The organism is Nocardia sp. NPDC056541 (assembly GCF_042794235.1).
In the GTDB taxonomy this organism is placed as follows: domain Bacteria; phylum Actinomycetota; class Actinomycetes; order Mycobacteriales; family Mycobacteriaceae; genus Nocardia.
Map to the genome: position 1 here is coordinate 127242 of NZ_JBHTUD010000015.1, position 20506 is coordinate 147747.

Annotated in this window: 14 protein-coding genes; 10 read left to right on the top strand and 4 right to left on the bottom strand. The window is 66.7% G+C overall.

All coding sequences use genetic code 11. The annotated features are described in order from the left end of the window. A complete protein-coding gene (gene rplX / locus ACFQ9R_RS25280) occupies nucleotides 1-318 on the bottom strand; it encodes a 50S ribosomal protein L24 (protein ID WP_056818391.1) in 318 nt (105 codons plus the stop codon). 2 nt (nucleotides 319-320) lie between these two features. Then, complete coding sequence (gene rplN, locus ACFQ9R_RS25285) at nucleotides 321-689, bottom strand: 50S ribosomal protein L14 (protein ID WP_056818394.1); 369 nt, start codon at nucleotides 687-689, stop codon at nucleotides 321-323. 267 nt (nucleotides 690-956) lie between these two features. Between rplN and ACFQ9R_RS25290 the strand changes: the two genes are divergently transcribed. The 9 genes from ACFQ9R_RS25290 (at nucleotide 957) to ACFQ9R_RS25330 (ending at nucleotide 14452) form a co-directional block, all read left to right on the top strand. Further along, a complete protein-coding gene (locus ACFQ9R_RS25290) occupies nucleotides 957-1400 on the top strand; it encodes a hypothetical protein (RefSeq protein ID WP_378993655.1) in 444 nt (147 codons plus the stop codon). Nucleotides 1401-1498: 98 nt separating this feature from the next. After that, the gene (locus ACFQ9R_RS25295) at nucleotides 1499-3535 is read left to right on the top strand and encodes a M13 family metallopeptidase (RefSeq protein WP_378993656.1); all 2037 of its coding nucleotides are present in this window, start codon (nucleotides 1499-1501) and stop codon (nucleotides 3533-3535) included. Nucleotides 3536-3616: 81 nt separating this feature from the next. Continuing rightward, nucleotides 3617-4594, top strand: coding sequence for an ABC transporter substrate-binding protein (locus ACFQ9R_RS25300; RefSeq protein WP_378993657.1), 978 nt, complete (start codon nucleotides 3617-3619; stop codon nucleotides 4592-4594). Nucleotides 4595-4633: 39 nt separating this feature from the next. Next, nucleotides 4634-5983, top strand: a complete 1350-nt coding sequence (locus ACFQ9R_RS25305) for a SagB family peptide dehydrogenase (RefSeq protein ID WP_378993658.1) — start codon at nucleotides 4634-4636, stop codon at nucleotides 5981-5983. An 88-nt stretch (nucleotides 5984-6071) separates the two neighbouring features. Then, complete coding sequence (locus ACFQ9R_RS25310) at nucleotides 6072-6587, top strand: YbaB/EbfC family DNA-binding protein (protein WP_378993659.1); 516 nt, start codon at nucleotides 6072-6074, stop codon at nucleotides 6585-6587. Continuing rightward, a complete protein-coding gene (locus ACFQ9R_RS25315; RefSeq protein WP_378656646.1) occupies nucleotides 6584-6904 on the top strand; it encodes a hypothetical protein in 321 nt (106 codons plus the stop codon). Before ACFQ9R_RS25310 ends, ACFQ9R_RS25315 begins: the two co-directional genes overlap by 4 nt. After that, nucleotides 6904-13413 carry a toxin glutamine deamidase domain-containing protein gene (locus ACFQ9R_RS25320; protein ID WP_378993660.1) on the top strand — a complete coding sequence of 2170 codons (6510 nt, stop codon included), beginning with the start codon at nucleotides 6904-6906 and terminating at the stop codon, nucleotides 13411-13413. The genes ACFQ9R_RS25315 and ACFQ9R_RS25320 overlap by 1 nt, the downstream gene beginning before the upstream one ends. Before the next feature lie 19 nt (nucleotides 13414-13432). Continuing rightward, complete coding sequence (locus ACFQ9R_RS25325) at nucleotides 13433-13921, top strand: SMI1/KNR4 family protein (RefSeq protein ID WP_378993661.1); 489 nt, start codon at nucleotides 13433-13435, stop codon at nucleotides 13919-13921. Between the two features lie 150 nt (nucleotides 13922-14071). Continuing rightward, the gene (locus ACFQ9R_RS25330) at nucleotides 14072-14452 is read left to right on the top strand and encodes a VOC family protein (RefSeq protein ID WP_378993662.1); all 381 of its coding nucleotides are present in this window, start codon (nucleotides 14072-14074) and stop codon (nucleotides 14450-14452) included. A gap of 49 nt (nucleotides 14453-14501) precedes the next feature. Here ACFQ9R_RS25330 and ACFQ9R_RS25335 read toward each other — a convergent pair whose 3' ends face one another. Beyond that, nucleotides 14502-14897 carry a MerR family transcriptional regulator gene (locus ACFQ9R_RS25335; RefSeq protein WP_378993663.1) on the bottom strand — a complete coding sequence of 132 codons (396 nt, stop codon included), beginning with the start codon at nucleotides 14895-14897 and terminating at the stop codon, nucleotides 14502-14504. Between the two features lie 73 nt (nucleotides 14898-14970). Here ACFQ9R_RS25335 and ACFQ9R_RS25340 point away from each other — a divergent pair, with 73 nt between their 5' ends. Then, nucleotides 14971-15825 carry an NAD(P)-dependent oxidoreductase gene (locus ACFQ9R_RS25340; protein ID WP_378993664.1) on the top strand — a complete coding sequence of 285 codons (855 nt, stop codon included), beginning with the start codon at nucleotides 14971-14973 and terminating at the stop codon, nucleotides 15823-15825. An 85-nt stretch (nucleotides 15826-15910) separates the two neighbouring features. Here the strand turns inward: ACFQ9R_RS25340 and ACFQ9R_RS25345 are convergent, their stop codons facing one another. Then, complete coding sequence (locus ACFQ9R_RS25345; RefSeq protein WP_378993665.1) at nucleotides 15911-20500, bottom strand: amino acid adenylation domain-containing protein; 4590 nt, start codon at nucleotides 20498-20500, stop codon at nucleotides 15911-15913. Nucleotides 20501-20506: the final 6 nt, after the last annotated feature.

A 20506-nucleotide genomic window follows, 5' to 3' on the forward strand; every position in this document is an offset into this window, starting at 1 on the left:
TCAGATGTCCTTCCCGTTTTTACGGGAGATCCGGACGCGCTTGCCGGACTCTTCGTCGGTGCGGTAGCCGACGCGAGTCGGGTTACCGTCGGAGTCGACGACCATCACGTTGGAAACCTGGATGGGGGCTTCCTGGGTGACGATGCCACCCGAGGACGCGCCACGCTGGTTCGCGGAATCCGCGACGTGCTTCTTGATGCGGTTCACGCCTTCGACGAGAACCTTGCCGGTCGCCGGGAAGGCCTGAATGACCTTGCCCTTGGCGCCCTTGTCCTTGCCCGAAATGACGAGCACGGTGTCACCCTTGTGCACCTTCATAGTCAGAGCACCTCCGGGGCCAGCGAAACGATCTTCATGAAGCGCTTGTCACGCAGCTCGCGGCCGACCGGGCCGAAGATGCGGGTGCCACGAGGATCGTTGTCCGGCTTGATCAGCACGGCGGCGTTCTCGTCGAACTTGATGTAGGAACCGTCCGGACGACGACGCTCCTTGGTCGTGCGAACGACGACAGCCTTGACGACGTCGCCCTTCTTCACGTTGGCGCCGGGGATGGCGTCCTTCACGGTGGCGACGATGATGTCGCCGATACCGGCATAGCGACGCGACGAGCCACCGAGCACGCGGATGCAAAGGATTTCCTTCGCTCCGGTGTTGTCGGCGACGCGCAGTCGCGACTCCTGCTGAATCACTTCAGCACCTCCTGGACCTGGATGTATACGTACGCCGGATTGCCGACCCGACGCACATGGTCAGTCACCCTCCGGACGCGCGCCTGCCAGCGGAAATACCTTCCACTGGGGGTTCACTGCCGGATTGCGAGGGCATAGCTCCCGCAGGCAACCGTTCTAGTGTAGGTGAACCCCCAGCACGAACCGAATCGGGGTGCGTCGACCAATCTGAAGTAGATATGTTTCAAACTGGCTTCGTCGCGCACGGCCCGTTGCTAACGTCCCGCCATGAACATCACCCTGCCGATGAGGCGCCGGCTCGCGACCACGGCCGCCGCGTTCGCCGCCGTCGTCACCATGGTGGCACCGCACGCGAGCGCGGGCCCCGTCATCGACATGCTCACCGACACGCTCACCGTCGGCTGCACCTCCAAGATCGACGTCGTCGGCCTCGACAACTATGTCGGCGCACAGGTCGACTTCCTCGCCAACGGCAAGTTCTTCGCCAGCGACACCGTCGACCTCGAGGTGAACGTCGCGGGCGTCACCGTCGCCAAGGCCACGGCGTTCTACCACGTCGAAACCGAGGTCGAGGTGCAGCTGTCACTGCTGCTGCACGCCACCGGAACACCGCTGGTGACCAAGCGCGTGCCGACGGTCATGCGAATCGTGAACGCGGGCAGCGGACTCGCCTGCGACCTGGCGACAGGCAGCTCGAGCCTGTCTTCCTAGCCACCACTCCACCGAGACGGCGTCGCGCCGGTAGCCTGTGCGAGCTAGCTGGATCGCAACAAGCAGGGTGCGGCTGCCGCATCGGGGAAGGAAGTCCTGTGACATCGTCCGGTCGTCCGTCGGTGGTCGACCGCCGCGCATTCCTGATCGCCATGGGCTTGGTGCCCGTGGCCGCCGCGCTGGCGTCGTGCTCGCCCGAACCCACCGAAATCCAGCTCACGGGCGTCGACCTGGGCGGCGGCGACCCCACCATCCGCCCGCAGGACGATCTGTACCGCCACGTCAACGGCACCTGGCTGCGCGATTACCAGCTCCCGCCCGACAAGGCCTCGGTCGGCGCGATCACCGATGCCAACGACCGGACCCTGGATCAGCTGCGCGCGATCATCGAGGGCATCAGGGATCCGAAGCACGGCTCGGAGGCGCAGCAGATCAAGGATCTCTACGACGCGCGCCTGGACCTCGACGAGATCGAGCGACTCGGCATCACGCCGCTCAACAGCCTGTTCGCCGCGATCGACAAGGCCGCGGGCAAGCCGGAGCTGGCGAAGGTGATGGCCGAGGCGCCCATCGCCGGGCTGATCGGGATGGGCATCGGGATCGACCGCAAGAACTCCAAGGCCTATATCCCCAGCGTCGGCCAATCCGGGCTCACCCTGGGCGAGCAGTACTACCGCAAGCCCGAGTTCGCCGCCCAGCTCGCGGGCTATCAGATCTACCTCGAGCAACTGGCCGCGGGCCTCGGCCTGCCCGACCCGGCCGGGGTGGCGCAGCGGACGGTCGATCTGGAGAAGCGCATCGCCGCCGGGCATTGGGACAGCGTGCGCCTGCGCAACACCGATGCCACCTACAACCTGATGAGCTGGCAGGAACTGACCGCGCTCGGCCCACAGTTCGATTGGGATCCGTGGCTGGCGGGCATGACCGACCGGCCCAAGTCGCTGTTCGACAAGATGGTGGTCGGCCAGCCGTCCTTCGTCACCGCGGCCGCTCAGCTGTGGGGCGAGGTCGATATCGCCCAGTGGCGCGACTACCTCAAGCTGCATGTCGCCAACAGCTACGCGCGCTTCCTGCCCAAGGCCATCGCCGACGCGCGCTTCGAGTTCGTCGGCCGGGTGCTCAGCGGTATCGAGGAGAAGCCGGAGATGTGGCGCTCCGCGGTGGGTGTGGTCGACGACAATCTCGGCGAACCGCTGGGAAAGCTGTACGTGGACAAGCACTTCCCGCCCGCGGCCAAGGAACGCGCGTTGGAGATGGTCGCCGACCTCACCGCCGCCTACCGCGACAACTTCACCAATTCGACCTGGATGACCCAGCCGACCCGTGACGCCTCGATCGCCAAGCTGGACAAGATCGTCGCCCAGATCGGCTACCCCGACAAGTGGGTCGATTACTCGTCGGTGCCGGTCACCCGCGGCAAGCTGATCGAATCCCTGTTGGCCATCAACACTTTCGAGTCCAAGCGCGCGTTCGCCCGCCTCGGCACCGAGGTGGACAAGATGGAGTGGAGCATGTCGCCGCAGACGGTGAATGCCTACTACAGCCCGACCACCAACCAGATCGTCTTCCCGGCCGCCTACCTACAGCCCCCGTTCTTCGACAAGGACGCCCAGGCCGCGGTCAACTACGGCGCGGTGGGTTCCACGATCGGCCACGAGATCGGGCACGGCTTCGACGACCAGGGTTCCAAGTACGACGGCGACGGCAACCGTCGCGACTGGTGGACGCCCGAGGATCTCGCGGCGTTCGACGCCAAGACCCAGCAGATCATCGCCCAGTACGACGTGCTCGTTCCCGAGGGCGCGCCCGAGGGACAGCACGTGAACGGCGCGCTGACCGTCGGCGAGAACCTGGCCGACCTGCGCGGCCTGCAGATCGCATTGGCCGCCTATCAGAAGGTGGCCCAGCGCTCCGGCGAGCAGCCCGATTTCCGGACGATGTTCCTGTCGTGGGCGCGGCAGTGGCGCGACAAGCAGACCGAGGAAGCGACGCTACAGGGGTTGCAGGACACCCACTCCCCCAACGAGTTCCGCTGCAACCAGGTGGTTCGCAATATCGGCGAGTTCTACACCACCTTCGAGGTGAAGGACGGCGACAAGCTGTTCATGCCGCAGGACCAGCGCGTCACGCTATAAGGGCACAGCTTCCCGCCGAAAAGCGACGTAGGTTAGCCTAGGCTGACTTACGCTGGAACTTGCTCTACGGAGGGTGTACCCATGACGACTGTTCGGACTTCGCGCGGCTGGCGGCGCGCGGCGGTGGCCGCGCTCGCCGGTGCCCTCGCCTTCGGTGTCGTGGCCTGCGGTTCCAGCGAGGACGAGGCCGCCTCGGGCGAAGCGGTGACCATCACCCACGCCCGTGGCGAGACCACCGTCCCCGGCACCCCGAAGAAGATCGTCGCCCTGGGTAACCAGTGGCTCGACAGCTCCCTCGCCCTCGGCGTGGTTCCCGTCGGCTACATCGACAACGTCTCCGCGGTATCCAAGAGCACCCCGCCGTGGACGCCGGAGTCCTTGAAGGCGGCCACCGCCCTCAACACCACCGGCAATATCGCCGAGCAGGTCGCGGCGCTCGAGCCGGACCTGATCCTGGCCGACCCGTTCATCGCCGATCAGAAGACCTACGACGACCTGTCCAAGGTTGCCCCGACCCTGCCCGCGCTGACCAAGGACGCTGTCACCCCGTGGCAGGACCAGGTCACCGCGCTGGGCAAGGTGCTGCACAAGGAGTCCGACGCGAGCGCGGTGATCAAGAAGGTCGACGACAAGGTCGCCGCCATCGCCACCGCCAACCCCGGCCTGAAGGGCAAGACCTTCGCCAGCACCTGGCTCGCCAGCCCCGCGCAGCTGATGGTGCTCACCGACCCCAACGACGGTTCGGCCAAGGTGTTCACCGCACTCGGCATGGGCATTCCGGCCAACCTCACCGCGCTGCCCGCCAACCAGGGCCGCCTGGCGCTGTCGCCGGAGAAGGTCGACGAGCTCACCGCAGACCTGCTGCTGGCCGGCTACTCCCCCGGCCTCGACGAGAAGTACCGGCAGCTGCCCGGTTACGCCGATCTGCCGTCGGTGCGCAAGGGTTCGGTCGTGTTCCTGACCACGCAGGAGATCAGCGCGATCAACCAGCCCAGCGCACTGTCGGTGCCGTACATGCTGGACAAGCTCGAGCCCGCGTTCGCCGCCGCCGCGAAATAGGCTCTGCCCCAGACCGGTTCTACCCCCGAGGATTTCACCGTGCTCGCCTCCGCTTACCCCGCCCAGACCCGATTCGCCCTGCGCGCGGGCGTCACCTGCCTGACGACTCCCGTCGGCGCGGTGCTGCTCAATCCGCCGCGCAACGAGAAGCTGACCGGTCTGGGCGCGGGGGCGCTGCAAGCGCTGAAAACCCTGAACCAGGGCCCGGCGACCGCGGCGGAAATGGCGACCGCGGCAGCCGGTGACGACATCACCGCACTGATGCGCAAGCTCACCGACGGCGGCTGGCTGTCGGTGACAGTCCGCGACGGCGGCCGTGACCTCTACAGCATCCGCCCCTTCGCCGACCCCGCCCCGCGCCCCACGGTGGCCCTGCCCACCTGGTCGGCGACCCTGTCGAAATTCGCTGTCCTGCACCGCGACAACCAGGGCTTCGTCCTCGAACACCCGCAGGCGTGGTGCGACCTGCGCATCCACGACCCGCGCCTGCTCGCACTGCTCGACGGCCCCCTCGCCGCCGATTCGCCGGTGCCCGCCACCGTGAAGACCCAGTTCATGGCCGACCTGCAGTGGTGCGGCTTCCTGGTCGACGGCGACGAGGAGGAGCGCGAGTTCACCACTCGCTCCTGGAACACCCCCGACCTGTGGTTCCACCGCCGCAGCACCCTCGGCGCCCGCACGGTGACCTGGGACGATTTCGGCCCCACCCGCTGGGCCGACGGCCGGTTCCCCGAATTGCCCTTGCGCCGCGCGTCGTTCGACGGCGAGCCGGTCGCTTTGGCGACGCCGGATCTGGTGTCGCTGCGCGTATCCGATCCGAGTCTGGCCGCCACCATCGAAGACCGGGTCTCCACCCGCGCCTTCGACGACGCCGCCCCCATCACCTCGATCCAGCTGGGCGAATTGCTGTTCCGCACCGCCCGCACCCGCGAGGACGGCTCCCGCCCCTACCCCTCCGGCGGCGGCGCCTACGAACTCGAGATCTACCCCGTGGTGCGCAATGTCGCGGGCCTGGAAAACGGCATGTACCACTACGATTCGGCCGACCACGCCCTGCGCCCGGTCGCACCCGCCGACGCCCCCGCCGTCCAGAAGCTCCTCAAATCCACCTCGGCGACGCTGGCCGGCGGCGCGCAACCCCAAGTCCTGCTGCTGGTTTCGGCCCGCGCGGGCCGCGTCATGTGGAGCTACGAACAAGTCGCCTACGCCAACATCCTCAAACACGTCGGCGTCCTCATGCAGACCGTCTACCTGGCCGCCACCGCCATGCACCTCGGCGTCGTCGCCCAGGGCTTCAGCGACACCTCCGCCTTCGCCGCGGCCACCGGCCTCGACGAACTCGAAGAGTGCAACGTCGGCAGCATCATCGTGGGCTCACCGGCCCGCTAGCGGTAGAGATCTACGTCACACCATGCAACCCTCGACGGGTCTCGCGCGTCCAACCATATGACGTGCATTCCGACAGATCGAGGGTCTCATGAACGAGGACTGGTCGGCGCCGACACAGGCGTCGAACAACGCTTTACGTGCGCAGATCGATTCGATGCTCGATACCTTCACTGCTGAGAAGTCGGCTCTACTCGACGCCCGGTCCCAGGCCACCCAGCTCGTGACCGCCTGGTCGGCGGACGGGTTGGTCCGCGCCTCGGGGACCATCGCGGGGATCTCGGAGGTCCACCTCGAGCCGGATGCCTTCAAAAGGTCGACCCCGGAGTCCCTCGGCCGATCGGTCACCGAGGCGATCGCCGAGGTGGCCGCCCGAGCGGCCCAGACCCAGCAGCAAGCCCTCGCGCCCTTGTCGGACCTGAGCGCGAATATGCCTGACCTTCCCGACCTGATCCCGGGCGCTCCCAGCATGAAAGACCTCATCGCCCAGCTGACCCCGCCACCGCCACCGGACCCCGAACCGGTCACGGACTCACCACACAGTCTCGTCGATGACACCGACGACGAAGAAGGCGAATACTTCCGCAATCGCGGATACCTCCGATGAGCTCGCTGAAAGCCGACCCGCAAGCGCTGCGCGGCACTCAGCCGTCGTTCACCTCGGTCGCCGACACGATCACCACCGGCGCCCAGAAGCTGGCGGCGGTGATCGCGGCCGAGGGTGAGTGCTGGGGCAGCGACGAGATCGGTCAGTCGTTCGCCAAGAACTACACCCCGGGCGTCGAGCCCGGCCAGAAGGCGGTCACCGGCCTGGCGACGGTGATGACCCAACTCGGCGAGAACATGGTCAAGGTCGCCGAAGCACTACAGACCCAGGACACGACGCGCGCCGGTGAAATCGACAAGGCCACGGGGTCGCTGTAGTGGGCATCGAAATCCCCGACGAGCTCGCCTGGGTCGCCAAGTACATTCTCGGCGCGGGTGATTGGCCCGAAGGTGACGAAACGGCGATGCGCCGGGTCGCCGACGGGTGGACCGCCATGGCCAGCACCCTCGACACGGTCGACGACAACGCCGCCCTCGCACTGAACGCCGCCCTGACAGCGCTGTCCGAAGGCGAAACCCACACCGCCATCACCGCTTACCGCGACAAGCTGCTGTCGGGCGACGAAGCGACCTTCACCGCTGTTCGCAAGTGGTGTGCGAAACAGGCCGAACTACTCGAAGACGGCGCCAACGATATCGAGCACACCAAACTGGTGATCATCGCGACGATGGTCATCGCCGCGGTGGAGATCGGTGCGGCGATCGCGACCTCGTGGACAGGTGTCGGCGCCGTCGCCGGTGTGGCCGCCCGGGTGGCCGCCCAGGTCGCGGTGCGGGTGGCGATCAAGCAGCTCATCGCCCGCATGCTCACCCGCGGCGCCGCGAAGGCGGCCGCCCGGTTAGCGCTGCGCGGCGCCGCGTTCGAAGCACTCGAGGAAGGCGGCACCGATCTCGGCGCACGGCTGATCCAGGTAGCCAAGGGCGACCGCTCCACCGACAAGTTCGGCTGGACCGATCTGGGCCTGGCCACCTTCGGCGGCGCGGTCGGCGGCGCGGCAGGCGGCCTGCTCGGCGGCGGCACCGGTGCGCTCGGCGATGTCGCGTCCTCTACCGCGGGCAAACTCGCGGGCAAGGTCGTCGGCGGCACCGTCACCGAACTGGGCGCCGACCTCTCCGCCCAGGTCGCCACCGCAGGAGTCGGCGCGGCCTTCCTCGGCCAGGAATTCAAACTGGATGTCGGCGTCGACACCTTCACCAGCGCTGGAGCGGGTGGCGTCCAGAGCGCGCTGGAATCCAGTAGCCACGGTGGTAACAGCACGGCCCCCACCGTTCCCGATCTGGGCACCGACGTTCCCGGGTCCACCACGCCCGCGGGGACCGATACCCCCTCCGGTGATCAGAGCCCGAACGCATCCGACAACACCGGCCCGAATGCGCCGGCAACGCCGAGCAACGGCGACACCGGCGGATCAACGAACCCAGCATCCACCGCTCCCACCGGGGACGGCGCAACCCCACAAGATGGTTCGCCCAACACCTCGGCACCGGGAGAATCCACACCTTCGAGCCCAAGTGGCAACGGCGCGACCGACACTCCGCCCACTGGCGACTCCACACCGTCGAGCCCGAACAACAACGGATCCACCGATGCCGGGCAAACCGCACCCTCGTCCAACGGATCCCCCTCCCCCGGCGACACAGCACCGTCCAGCCCGAACGGCAACGGGTCCAACCCGACCCCGCCGCCCGGCGACACCACACCATCGACTCCGAACAGCGACACCCCCACCGCGACACCCCAGACCGGCGAGTCACCATCGACCCCGAACAGCAACGCCCCCACCGAAACACCGTCGACCGGCGACACCTCGCCCTCGAACAACCCCACGAACACATCGCCCACAGGCGACACCTCGACGCCCAACCTCACAGGCTCGTCGCTGGACCTCCCGACCCAGGATTCCTCGACCCAGCCGAACACCCCCACCGATACGACCCCGAATACCAATAGCGGGCAACAGAACCCGACTCCGAGCGACAACGGACACGCCGCCACCACTCCCACGACACCGGCGAATCCCCAACCCACGACACCAGCCCCCACCCACACACCGGATACGACCACATCGACACCCACGCAGGAGTCGGCCACACAGCAATCACCGACTTCGACTCCCGCCGCAACCACCGGTTCGCCGCTGTCCACAACCTCCCAACCGGCAACTCCGTCGAACAACCCCACCCACACCCCTGCCGACACCACTCGTCCGTCCTCCACGGACACATCGACAGCGACCGCCACCACCGCGACAGCGCCCCAAACCCCGAACCCCACAACACCCACCACGTCGACCCCGGCGCCCGCTGCCACACCGACGTCCACGTCGACGCCCCCGATCAGCCAGATCCCACCATCAGCACCGCCGTCGCCCAGATCGATTACGACGCCCCCAGCAACCACTGGAACCCCACAACCCACGCCCCCACCAACCTCACCGACAGCCTCCGAAACGCGCCCGGCGACGGGCCTCGACAGCCGACCGAGCACCACCACCCCCACCAACGCTGCCCAAACGACACCGCAAAACACCACGCCCACAACAACTTCGACTCCGACGCCTGCTCCGACAAACGGATCACCCGACCCGGGTTACAGTCCCGATGCCCGCCCCTTGCGCGACGCACTACGCCATCAACCGCCGCACGACGGCCGAACAACCACCGTCGGCGCGAACCAGAATTCGACCCAACCGCGCCCCTCCTACCGGATTCGCCGCTTCCAGGTCGGCAACCGATGGGTCTCGGTGGCCACGATCCGCGCCCACATCCCCAACGCGCACCTGATGTCTCCAGCCGAACTGAGCCAGGAGATCGAATTCGCCCAGCGCGCAGTCGATGCCGCCTTCAATCATGCGCAGGACCTTCACAGCGGCGACCAGTTCCTCGTCGACCTCGAGCTGACGACCGACCCGGCTGCCGCCGACCTGCGGCTGAATTTGCAGCAACACCCGTTCGACCTGTCCAACGACCTCCGCGAGCACATGGGCTTGCCGCGGAGCGCACCGGACACGCCGCTGAGCCCCGACGATCTTCGCTCGATCAGCAACGACATCGCCCGAGCCAACACGCCGTCGCCCCTGGCCGACATGCCCGGGACGCGAGTGTTCGCCCCCGGCTACCTGCGCGGCGTCGAAATTCCCCAGCACCAGCACGCGGTCGAAGACGCCCTACGCGACGGCAACCGGTTCATGGTCGGTGCCGATCCGAGAACAAATCCCTACGGGCGGTTGATCAACGACGGCGGACCACACGTCACCGGGCGAAATATCAACTGTCTCGACGCCTCGCTTGCCGCGCTGGCGTCGTTCAACGGCCGACCAGAAGTCTCCGCACCCCGAACGGTGGATTTGCTTCCCGACGGAACTGTCAGCCGACAAGGAGAACGGAACGGCCCAGATCGCGCCGCAGCATGGCTCGGTGGCCAATGGCAGACCTTCGCGAATCCCAACCAGTCCGTCCCGGACCGGTTTCAGGCCCTGCACGACTGGATCAGCCAGATGGGACCCGGTTCGTCGGCACTGGTCCTCAACGACTGGCAGGGCGGCGGCGGGCACGCAACCGCTATCGTCTACCCGATCGGTGCGAGCGGTCCAGTCTGGTGGGACCCACAACAGCGGACGTTCTCGGATTCTCCACCGGCGAGCCTGACGTCTCAATCCTCTTCGTTCAGATTCATGACGGTTGACCAGCAGGGAGCAGCGAATGGAGCCGCCACAACTCCGAACAGCGGAACAAGTGCGGGACTACCTGGCTCAGATATTCCCGGCGCGGGAGTTCAGTCTCCTCCAGAGCCGACACGCCTGGATCTGCCGCGAGATTCTGACCCCGGCGGAGATCGCGGAGGGGACGGGTCTAGGCCTGGCGAGCTACGCGGTGGACAAGGAGACCGGAGTGGTCACCACGCAGTCGAGCCTGGCACTGACGACGATCGGCGAGATGTACGACGCAGCGATCGAGACCGGGACTCCGATCCAAGCCGAACAGATCTATCCCCCCCTGAATCGACTGACGCTCCAACAGATCCGGCAAGACCCGGAGACGATCGAGTACCTGGTGACGGTCGAATCGCTGGCGACAACCCCGCCGACCAGAGAAGACCTCAATCTGACAATAGACAAGGTGACCTTGGAAGCCACTCCGTACACACCGTTGGCCCCGATGGTGGCCGCGAGGGCGGCGTGGAGTCGGCAGCGCAACGGCACGTGGCCGACAACGGAGACATTCGAGGTGTAGTCGATACGTCGGACGCGAGCCGCCCGGCCGATGCAGGGACCGCGTCCCAGTCGACAGACGGCACCACCGCGCCGACGTCGCAGTCATCGGTCAATCAGACTCCGCAGCCCGCCAGCCAGACCCAGACTTCGCTGCCTCCGTCGCCCACTCCCCCACCCACGACTCCGGGTACCTCACCAGCACCTGTCAACAGCACAACGCCCGCTGCACACCAGTCGTCTACGCCGGCGCAATCAATCCCGACAGCACAGCAGGTAGACAACGCCAACCAGTCACGCGCAGCGCGCGAGAACCTGCGTTCCCAGCATCCTGACGGTGGAGTGCGCCAGGTCGCCAACCCACAGGGTGGCCGCAGCTTCGCCTGGGGCAGATTCACCACTGCTTTCGCGGCGCCGGTGTCGGTGCTCCGAGTCGGCGTCCGTGTAACCGGCACCGGCAACCTCGATCCGGCGGTCGTCCAAGCGCTGCTGGAGCAGGCCCAACTCGCCGTCGACCTGCACTTCAACCGAGGCGAGCAACTCTTGTCCGGCGACTGGATGATGGTCGACCTGGTCCCGGTCAGCGACCCTGCAACAGCTGACATGACCATCGATCTCGATCCGTCCAACCCCCACAGCACACCTGCCGACGCCGACCTGGACACCCTCACCGAGCTGCTGCGAGAACAGCTCGGACTCCCTCCCGGCGGCACCGACCTGGATGTGGACGACATCCGCGAATTGAGCAACAGCATCGCTCGCGCCAATACACCGGCAGCTCTCGACGGTCTCCCGGATACCCGTGTCGAGGGACCCGAGCGACTCGACAGCCTCGAACATGCCGAGTACCAGCACGACGTGGAAGATGCTCTACGAGATGGCAACCGGTTCTTGGTCGGCGCGGACCCGCGGACCAACGACTACGGGCGCCTGATCAACGATGGCGGGCCGAGCGCTCAGGGCAGGAGCAACAACTGCCTCGACGGATCTCTGGCCGCATTGTCATCGTTCAACGGCAGGCCCGAAGTCGGTTCACCGCGCTGGCCCGACCTCGACGCCGACGGGAACCTCGACACCCGATCAGGCGAGCAAAGCGGGATCGATCGAGCAACCGCCTGGTTGGGCGGTTCGTGGCAGCTCGGTGACATCAACCTTGCGGTTTCGGCTCAGTTCCAGGCGCTGCACGACCAGATTCGCAGCATGGGCCCAGGAGCGTCAGCGCTGGTCGTCAACACCTGGCACGCGAGAGACGAAAAGACTGGTGAACTGCTGTACGAGTCGGACGGTTCGCCCACGATCGACGGTTCCCACGCGACCGTCATCGTCTATCCGCACGGCGCTGCGGGTCCGGTGTGGTGGGATCCGCAGACATCCGAATACTCGGACACGCCACCGCACAACCTGACCAGCGGGTCGGTCGAACTCTGGTCGATGCCCGTCGATACCCAAGGAGTAGCCAATGCCGGTTCCACCGCTGGTCACCAAGGAACAAGTGCGGGAATTCCTAGCGGAAGCGTTTCCAACCCAGACCTTCTCGGTGATCGAGTTCAACCACGGGTGGGTGTGCCGACCGGAGCTGAGCCCGGAACAGAAAGCAGCGGGCCAGGGACTCGGCCAGACGAGCTACGTTCTGAACAAACAGACCGGGATAGTGACAGTGCACCCCAGCCTGCACCCGTGGACGATCGGCGAGACGTACGACCAGGCGATCGAGACCGGTCAGCCGGTGAACGGGCGTCAGATCTATCCCAAACGCCGACGGGCGGCGTTCCATCGACTGACGGAGAACAGCGAAACGATCACATACCAAGTGACCGTGACGTCGTTGATCAATCCGCCGGAACCAACCGAGACGTACCAGCTGACGTTCAACAAACTAACCCTGGAACGGGACCGACGCGGACCCATGGACTCACTGGTGATCTCGAAAGCCCAGTGGCTCAACCGCAGACAACAGAGTTGGCCGACGGACGGGACGATCGAGGACTAGTCAGTCCGACCACATCGGATCAGCGAGGGCTCGACGATAGCCCTACCGGTGTTCTTCGACCGGATGCGGGAGACCCCGACACGGGTCGTTCAGACGATGACCTCGAACGCGAGCCCAGGTTCAGCATGGTGGATGCCGCGGCAGCCGAGGTGTCCGATCTGGTCGAGCTCCAAAGGCTGGCCAGGCGCGCCGCGAACGTCGGATGGAAGACAATGGGCGGTGCGCTGGATTTCACGGTCGGAGAGCAGACCGGAACATTCGCCGGATTCAGCGGCACTGCCGATGTGTCCAGGAACGCAGCGGTCGGCACGCAACTTCCACCGATAGCTCCCCCCTCGCAGAACAATTCGATCGTTCCCGATATCAGCGAGGACGAGATTCGAAGGAATGATGCGGAAAACAACCTGCTCGAGCATCTCCATTCACAGCTCAGCGACCGGTACCCGCTGGATGAGAACAACCAAAATCAGGTATCGGGCCGCGTCCGGCTTTTCTCCGAACAAGAGCCCTGCCAGTCATGCAATCCGACAATTCGCGCATTTCAGAGGATGTATCCGAACATCGAAATAGAAGTGTACTATATCCTCCCGTACCCCCCGCTGCGTCGCGATAGACCGACACTGTAACTCGCGCGAAGGAATACAGATGACGTACATACAAGATATTGCCCGACCGCTGACGGAATCCGGTCTCGTCGCCCCCGAAGCCATCAAAGGATGCACCCCGCAAGAGGTTGATTCCCTGATGGAGGCTCAACACGTATCGCACATACCCGAATCCTATAGGGAATTCTTGTTATTCGGCGGCCGCGATCCATACTGGCTCAACCGTGGTGGCGAGTGGGACTACGACTGGCTGCTCGAAGGAAAGGAAATTGCCCGCGAAATTGTCGAGGACGACTACAACGAAGATTTCACACCGTTTGCCGAGTCGTTCATTTTCCAAACCCACCAGGGCTACATGTTCAACTTTTTTCGCCAGGAGGACCTGGAAGATCCTGACCCATACTTCTGGATCTACACCGGCGACAGACCTCTCCGAAAAAGCACTACCCGTTTCACCGCTTGGATCAAAATTCTCGCCGAGGAGCTCCCCCGGGCAATCGAGCTGAGAAATCGAATGCATGGCAACTGAGATGAACCGGATCGATGCCGAACTTCAGGCGTTGATTTCCGCGGTGCGGGTGGCGGGGATGGCGATACGGGGGCATCGGGCCGATGGGGTCTGGCCCACGGCTGGTGTTCATCAGGCGTGAGGCGTCGGCTGCGGGCGTAGGGTCGCCTCATGGCTTGCAAGATCACCGAACTCGTCATCGATTGCGCCGACCCGGAACTGCTGGCGGGCTTCTGGTGCGAAGTGCTCGGCTATGTCGTGCTCGATCGGGACGAGGGTGACGTCCAGATCGGCGCGCCGGGAACCGAATTCGGTGGGCCGCAGCCCACTTTGCTGTTCAGCGTCAGCACCGACCCCAGGCGGGGGAAATTGCCGATGCACCTCGATGTGAACGCGACCGACCGCGATCAGGACGAAGAACTCGAGCGTCTGCTCGGTGCGGGTGCCCGCAAGGTCGACATCGGACAGACCGGCGACGAAACCTGGCAGGTGCTGGCCGACCCCGAGGGCAACGAATTCTGCCTGCTGCGGCGGCGAGTGGGGACAGCCTGAGCCACTCGGTAGTCGGGTCTGCCGATCGGATTCGGCCGACGACCATCGCTCAGGTCGGTTCGGATCCGTCGAAGGGTGGGTAGGTGTCGCCGGTGGTGCGTTCGGCGGCGGCGATGTAGACGGCCAGGGCTTCGCGGGATTGTGTGAGGCGGTCGATGTGGTCGTCGATGCGGTTCAGGCGGGTTCGCATGGCGGACAGTAGGTCTGGGCAGGCGGGGAGGGTGGGGGTTTCGCCTTCCGCGCAGGGTAGGAGGTAGGCGATGTCTTCGGAGGACAGGCCGGCGCCGAGCAGGTGGCGGATCTGCTTCACGCGTAGCGGGGCGGTGTCGTCGTATTCGCGGTAGCCGTTCGGGCTGCGGTCGGCGACCATCAGGCCCTGGGCTTCGTAGTAGCGCAGTTGGTGGGCGTTGACGCCCGTGCGGGTACTCAGTTCGCCGATTCGCATCGCAACCTCACTTGACCTTCATACCGGTATGAACGTTGATGATGCTGCCATGCACAACGCAACCGAAACACCTGTGACTGTCATCGGACTCGGCCTCATGGGCCGATCGCTCGCCGGCGCGTTCCTCGCGGCCGGGCATCCCACCACCGTCTGGAATCGGACGCCCGCCAAGGCCGACCACCTGGTGGCCGAGGGCGCGCGACTCGCGCCGGCCATCGGTGACGCCCTGCGGGCGAGCGCGATCACGATCGTCTGCGTCACCGACTACCCGGCCGTGCGCGATCTGTTCGCCGCGAGCGATGTCGACGGCACGACCCTGCTCAATCTCACCTCGGGCGACTCCGCCCAGGCCCGCGAAACGGCCCACTGGTTCGAACAGCGCGGCGCCCGCTACCTCGACGGCGCGATCATGGCCATCCCGCAGGCGATCGGAACTCCCGACGCGGTGATTTTGCACAGCGGTCCACAGTCCGACTTCGACGCACACCGGAAAACCCTCGAAGCACTCGGCACCGTCACCTATCTCGGCGCCGACCACGGCCTGGCCTCCCTGTACGACGTGGCGGGTCTGACCATGATGTGGAGCGTCCTCAACGCGTGGCTCCAGGGCACCGCCATGCTCCGGACCGCCGGTGTCGACGCCGCGACGTACGCCCCGTTCGCGCAGATGATGGCGACCGGGGTGGCCACCTGGCTGCCCGGCTACGCCGAGCAGATCGACAGTGGTTCCTATCCCGCCGAGGTGGCGGCCCTGGAGACCGACGCGCGAACGATGGCGCACCTGATCGAGGAGTGCGAGGCGCTCGGCGTCAACGCCGAGCTGCCGAAGTTGTTCAAGGCCCTGGCAGACCGGTCTATCGCCGCGGGTCACGGCGGTGAACAGTATCCCGTGTTGATCGAGGAGTTCGCCAAGCCACACTGCGACTGACCTGCCCGCGTGAGCGAGAGGTAGCCCGCGTGCCAGACACGACGATGCGGACACGCAGCACCGACATCGCCCAGCGATCGGCGCCCTACCCGTGCACCACGTCGGCGAGCGTGATGATCGCCTGCTCCCAGAGTTCAGCGAAGCGCGCGGCCTGGTCTTCGGTGAACAGGGACGCGCTCCAGCGGAAGTTGGTGGTCAGGGCCGGCCCGTCGGGGGTGGTGCCGATGCCCGCGATGACGTCGATCGCGTACCGCAGGGGAAGGTCGGGTTCAGGGTCGAGAGGTAGGGCCTGGTCGTGCTCACCGACGAGCAACGACCAGGGATCGGATTCGTTGCCGCTGAGGTCGATTCGGCCGAGGTAGTTGAATTCGACCTGGGGTTCGGCGGCGGAGCGGAGTTCCGCCGCGCGGTTGACGTAGCGCAGCAGACCGTAATCCAGTCCCTGGTTGGGGATTTCGCGCAGATGCGTCGAGACGGAGTCGAGCAGAGTACGGGCGGCAGCCGGGTCCGCTTGCGCGCGCGCGATATCCACCGCGTTGTCGCCGACGCCGAGGCGGACGGGGAAGACGCTGGTGAACCAGCCGAGGGTGTTGGCCGTGTCGGTGTCGAGGGTGGTGTCGGCGCGGCCGTGACCCTCCATGGCGATCAAGGCACCTGCGGCCGGGTCGTTTCCGTTGTCGGCGTGCAGCGAGGCCATGGTCATGGTGAGGGCGGTGAGCAGGAGCTCGCGGACGCCCTCGTCCTTGCCGACACGATCGAGGAGTCGGTCGGTGACCGCCACCGGCGTCGCGACCGTGCTGACGCGCAGGCTCGACCAGGTGTCGGTGGCCGGTGCGGGATGCCGGGAGCCGAGGGCGGCGTCGGGCTCGCAGACCTGTGCGGTCCAGTAGTCGCGCTGGGCCAGGACTTCCGGTGCGGACGCACGCTGCCACATGGCCTCGGACCACTGCCGGTAGGAGGTGAACTCGGGCAGCATCTTCGGCGTCACGCCTGCTTGGATCTGCTGCCAGGCAGCGGCGAGGGCATCGAGCATGATGTGCCAGGACACGACGTCGACCGCGAGGTGGTGCACGGCGAGCAGCAGGATGCCGGCACCGGCGCCGGAGCCCGGCACGTCTTCGACAGCAGACTCGGTTCCCGCGAACCACACGGCCCGGACCATTTCCCCGGCCCGTGGATCGATCGCGTCGTTCGCGATTCGCGCGTATTTCGTGATGGCCGTGTCGAGTTCGGTGCCGCTGAGCCCTCGCGGTGCTTCAATGACGAGCTCGCCCGCGTTCACCACGCCGGGCGCGCGCGTGACCATGCGCGGGCCGTCCGGTGTATCGGTGAGCACCGCGCGCAGGGTGTCGTGCGCGTCGATCAGCGCCTGGAGGGTGGATTCCAGTGCCGCACGGTCGATTCCGGCAGGCAGACGCAGCAGCGCGGTCTGGGTGAAGCGGCGGTAGTTGCCGTATTCGTACATCCAGGAGACCACCGGCAGCGGCGGGACCACACCGTAGGCGTCGGCACCGGACTGCGCGGCGGCGGCCGGTGCGTCATCGACGGCGGCGGCGAGTTCGCGAATGGTCGGGCAGGCCAGCACCATGCGCGGATTGAGGGCGAGTCCACGGCGGCGGGCCTTGTTCACCAGCGAGATCGCGACGATGCTGTCGACGCCGAGTTCGTAGAAGTCGGCGTCGATGCCGGGCGCGCGGCCGTCGAAGAGTTCGGCGAACAACTCGCTGAGCGCGATCTCGGTGGGCGTCTCGGCGACCGCGTTACTGTCGGCGACCGACAGCGACTGCTCGGCGAGCTCGTTCAGCGCGGGACCGTCGAGCTTGCCGTTGACGTTCACCGGCAGCTGGTCCAGCACGACGATTCGCGCGGGAATCATGTACGCGGGCAGGCGTTGCGCGAGATCGGCACGCACCCGGCTGACGATCACGGCGCGACCGGCCTTGCCGACGACGAAGCCGACCAGCGACGCGCCCCCGGCACGGCGGACCACGGTCACCGCGGCGGTGTCGATATCGGCCGAACGCCGCAGCGCGGTCTCGATCTCACCGACCTCGATGCGATAGCCACGCACCTTCACCTGGGCGTCGGCGCGGCCGAGATAACCGAAGCGGCCACCCGGGAGCCGGCGCACGAGGTCGCCGGTGCGGTACATGCGCGCACCGGGGCGCGTCGGGTCGGCGACGAAACGGTCCGCGGTGATGGCGGGCTTGCCGAGGTAGCCGCGGGCCAGCTGCACGCCCGACAGGTAGAGCTCGCCGACGATGCCCTGCGGGACCGGCCGCAGCCGGGAGTCGAGGACGTAGCCGACCATGCCGCCGTTGGCGGTGCCGATCGTGGGGATCTCCGAGGTGGCCACGGGCGCGACCACCGCTTCGACCGTCGTCTCGGTGGGCCCGTAGCAGTTGTACACAGCCGTCGCGGGGAGCGCGCGCAACCGCGCCCACAGGGCGGTGTCGATCGCCTCGCCGCCGAGGGCCAGCACCGGCAGGTCACGATCGAGCAGGCCCGCTGCCGCCAGCTGAGCGAGCATCGACGGGGTGGTGTCGATCATGTCGATGTCGAATTCGGCCATGCCGGCGACGATGCGGTGCGCGTCGCGCATCTCCTCGGCGTCGAACAGGTGCAGCGCCTGCCCGGCGAGGAACCCGACCATCGGCTGCCAGGAGGCATCGAAGCCGAGCGACCAGGCGTGCGCGATCCGCAGGGGGCGGCCGAGCTTGTCCATGGCCGGACGGTAGAAGCGCGCGAGGTGATCGGCGAAGTAACCCGCCAGAGCGGCGTTCGTGCCGACGACACCCTTGGGTTCGCCGGTCGAGCCGGAGGTGAAGATGATGTAGGCGCTGTGGTCGAGTTCGCGATTCACCGCAGGGGCCTGGGCGGGCCGGGCCGCGACCCGTGCGATGACGGCAGGATCGTCGAGCGCCAACACGGGCACCGATCGGTGATCGGCTGTGGTCTCGGTGACGCCGTCGAGCAGCGTCCGATCTCCGTCGAGGACGACGGCGAGGACCGGGTTCGACTGGCGCAGAATCGAGGCGATCCGGGCGGCCGGGAGCGTGATGTCGACCGGGACGTAAGCAGCGCCCGCGGCGAACGTCGCCAGGATGGTGATGATCGAGCGCGGGCTACGCGGGAGCATCAGGGCGACAACGGTTTCCGGGGCGACGCCGTGCGCGGCGAACTCCCCGGCCAACCGGCAGGCTTCGTCGTGCAGCGCCCGGTAGGTGAACACCTCGCCCGCGGTGGTGGTGAGGGCGATCGCGTCCGGGGTAGCGGTGGTCTGCTGCTCGAACAGTTCCCACGGGGTGGCGGTCGGCGCGGGAGTCGTATTCGTTGCGGCGCTGCGGAGTTCGGCGTGCTCGGCCTCGGTGAGCAGGTCGATCGCATCGGTGGTCGCGGTGGCGTCGAGGGTCGGCAGGGTGCGCAGGACGGTCAGCATCCGGGCGCCGAGGTCGGCGGGGTCGAGGTGTCCGAGGAGCGCGGGAATCGCTTCGACGAGGACGAGGAGTTCGCCGTCGCTCAGGTGGGAGACGACCGTGAGCGGGTAGTGCGCGAGGCTTTCCATCTCGATCGGCCGGAACCGGGCGCCGTCGGGGGCGGTGACCGTCTGGATGGCGTCGTCGATGGGGGCGTTCTCGAAAACGAACAGGGTGTCGAACAGGGCACCGTGACCGGCCGCGCGTTGCAGGGTCGACAGGCTGAGATACCCGATGTCGCGCATGGTCGCCGAATCGCGTTGCAGGCGTGCGCATTGCGCGACGACCGGCTCGGCGGAGTCGAGGCGGTGCACGACCGGGACGGTGTTGATGAACAGCCCGACCATGCCTTCGACGCCCGCGAGTTTCTCGGGGCGGCCGGAGATGGTGGTGCCGTAGACCACGTCTCGGCGGTCGGTGATGCGGCCGAGCAGCAGCGTCCAGGCGAACTGGACGGCGGTGTTCAGCGTCATCCCGTTGGTGCGCGCCCACTGCTGCAATTGCTCAGTTTCTTCGGCGGACAACCGGAGTCGCGTGGTCTCCGGGACTGCGGAGCCACGATCGCCGGTGCCGTCGGCCAGCACCAGGGGCGCGCTGACCTGCTGGAGGTACTCGGCCCAGCGGCGGGCCGCGGCGTCGTGGTCCTGCGCGCCGAGCCAGCCGATGTAGTCACGGTAGGGACGGGGCGCGGGCAGACCGTCGAGGGTGCCACCCGCTCGATAGACGGCGAGCAGCTCGGTGAAGAACACCGCGACCGCCCAGCCGTCCATCAGGATGTGGTGCGCGGTGAGGATCATCCGCTTGCGCGGCTCGGGCGCGTCGGTGACGTCGAGCAGCAGCACACGCAGCGCGGGACCACGGCTCAGCACGAACGGGACGCGGCGCTCGGATTCGGCGATCGCCTCGAATTCCGTGGTGCGCGCGTGTCGTTCGGCCCACGGCAATTCCGCGCGTGAGGGGATGATCTGCACCGGTTTGGGCACGTCGGTGTCCCAGAACGCGGCACGCAGGTTCGGATGACGGTCCAGCATCGCCTGCGCGCTGCGACGCAGCAGGTCGGTGTCGACCGGGCCGTCGATATCGACCACGAACTGCATCGTGTACAGGTCGATCTCGGTACCCGTCAGCCGGGAGAGCGAGAAGAGCCCCTCCTGCAGCGGGCTCAGCGCGAGTACGTCTTCGATCTGCGGCGCACTCATGCTGCG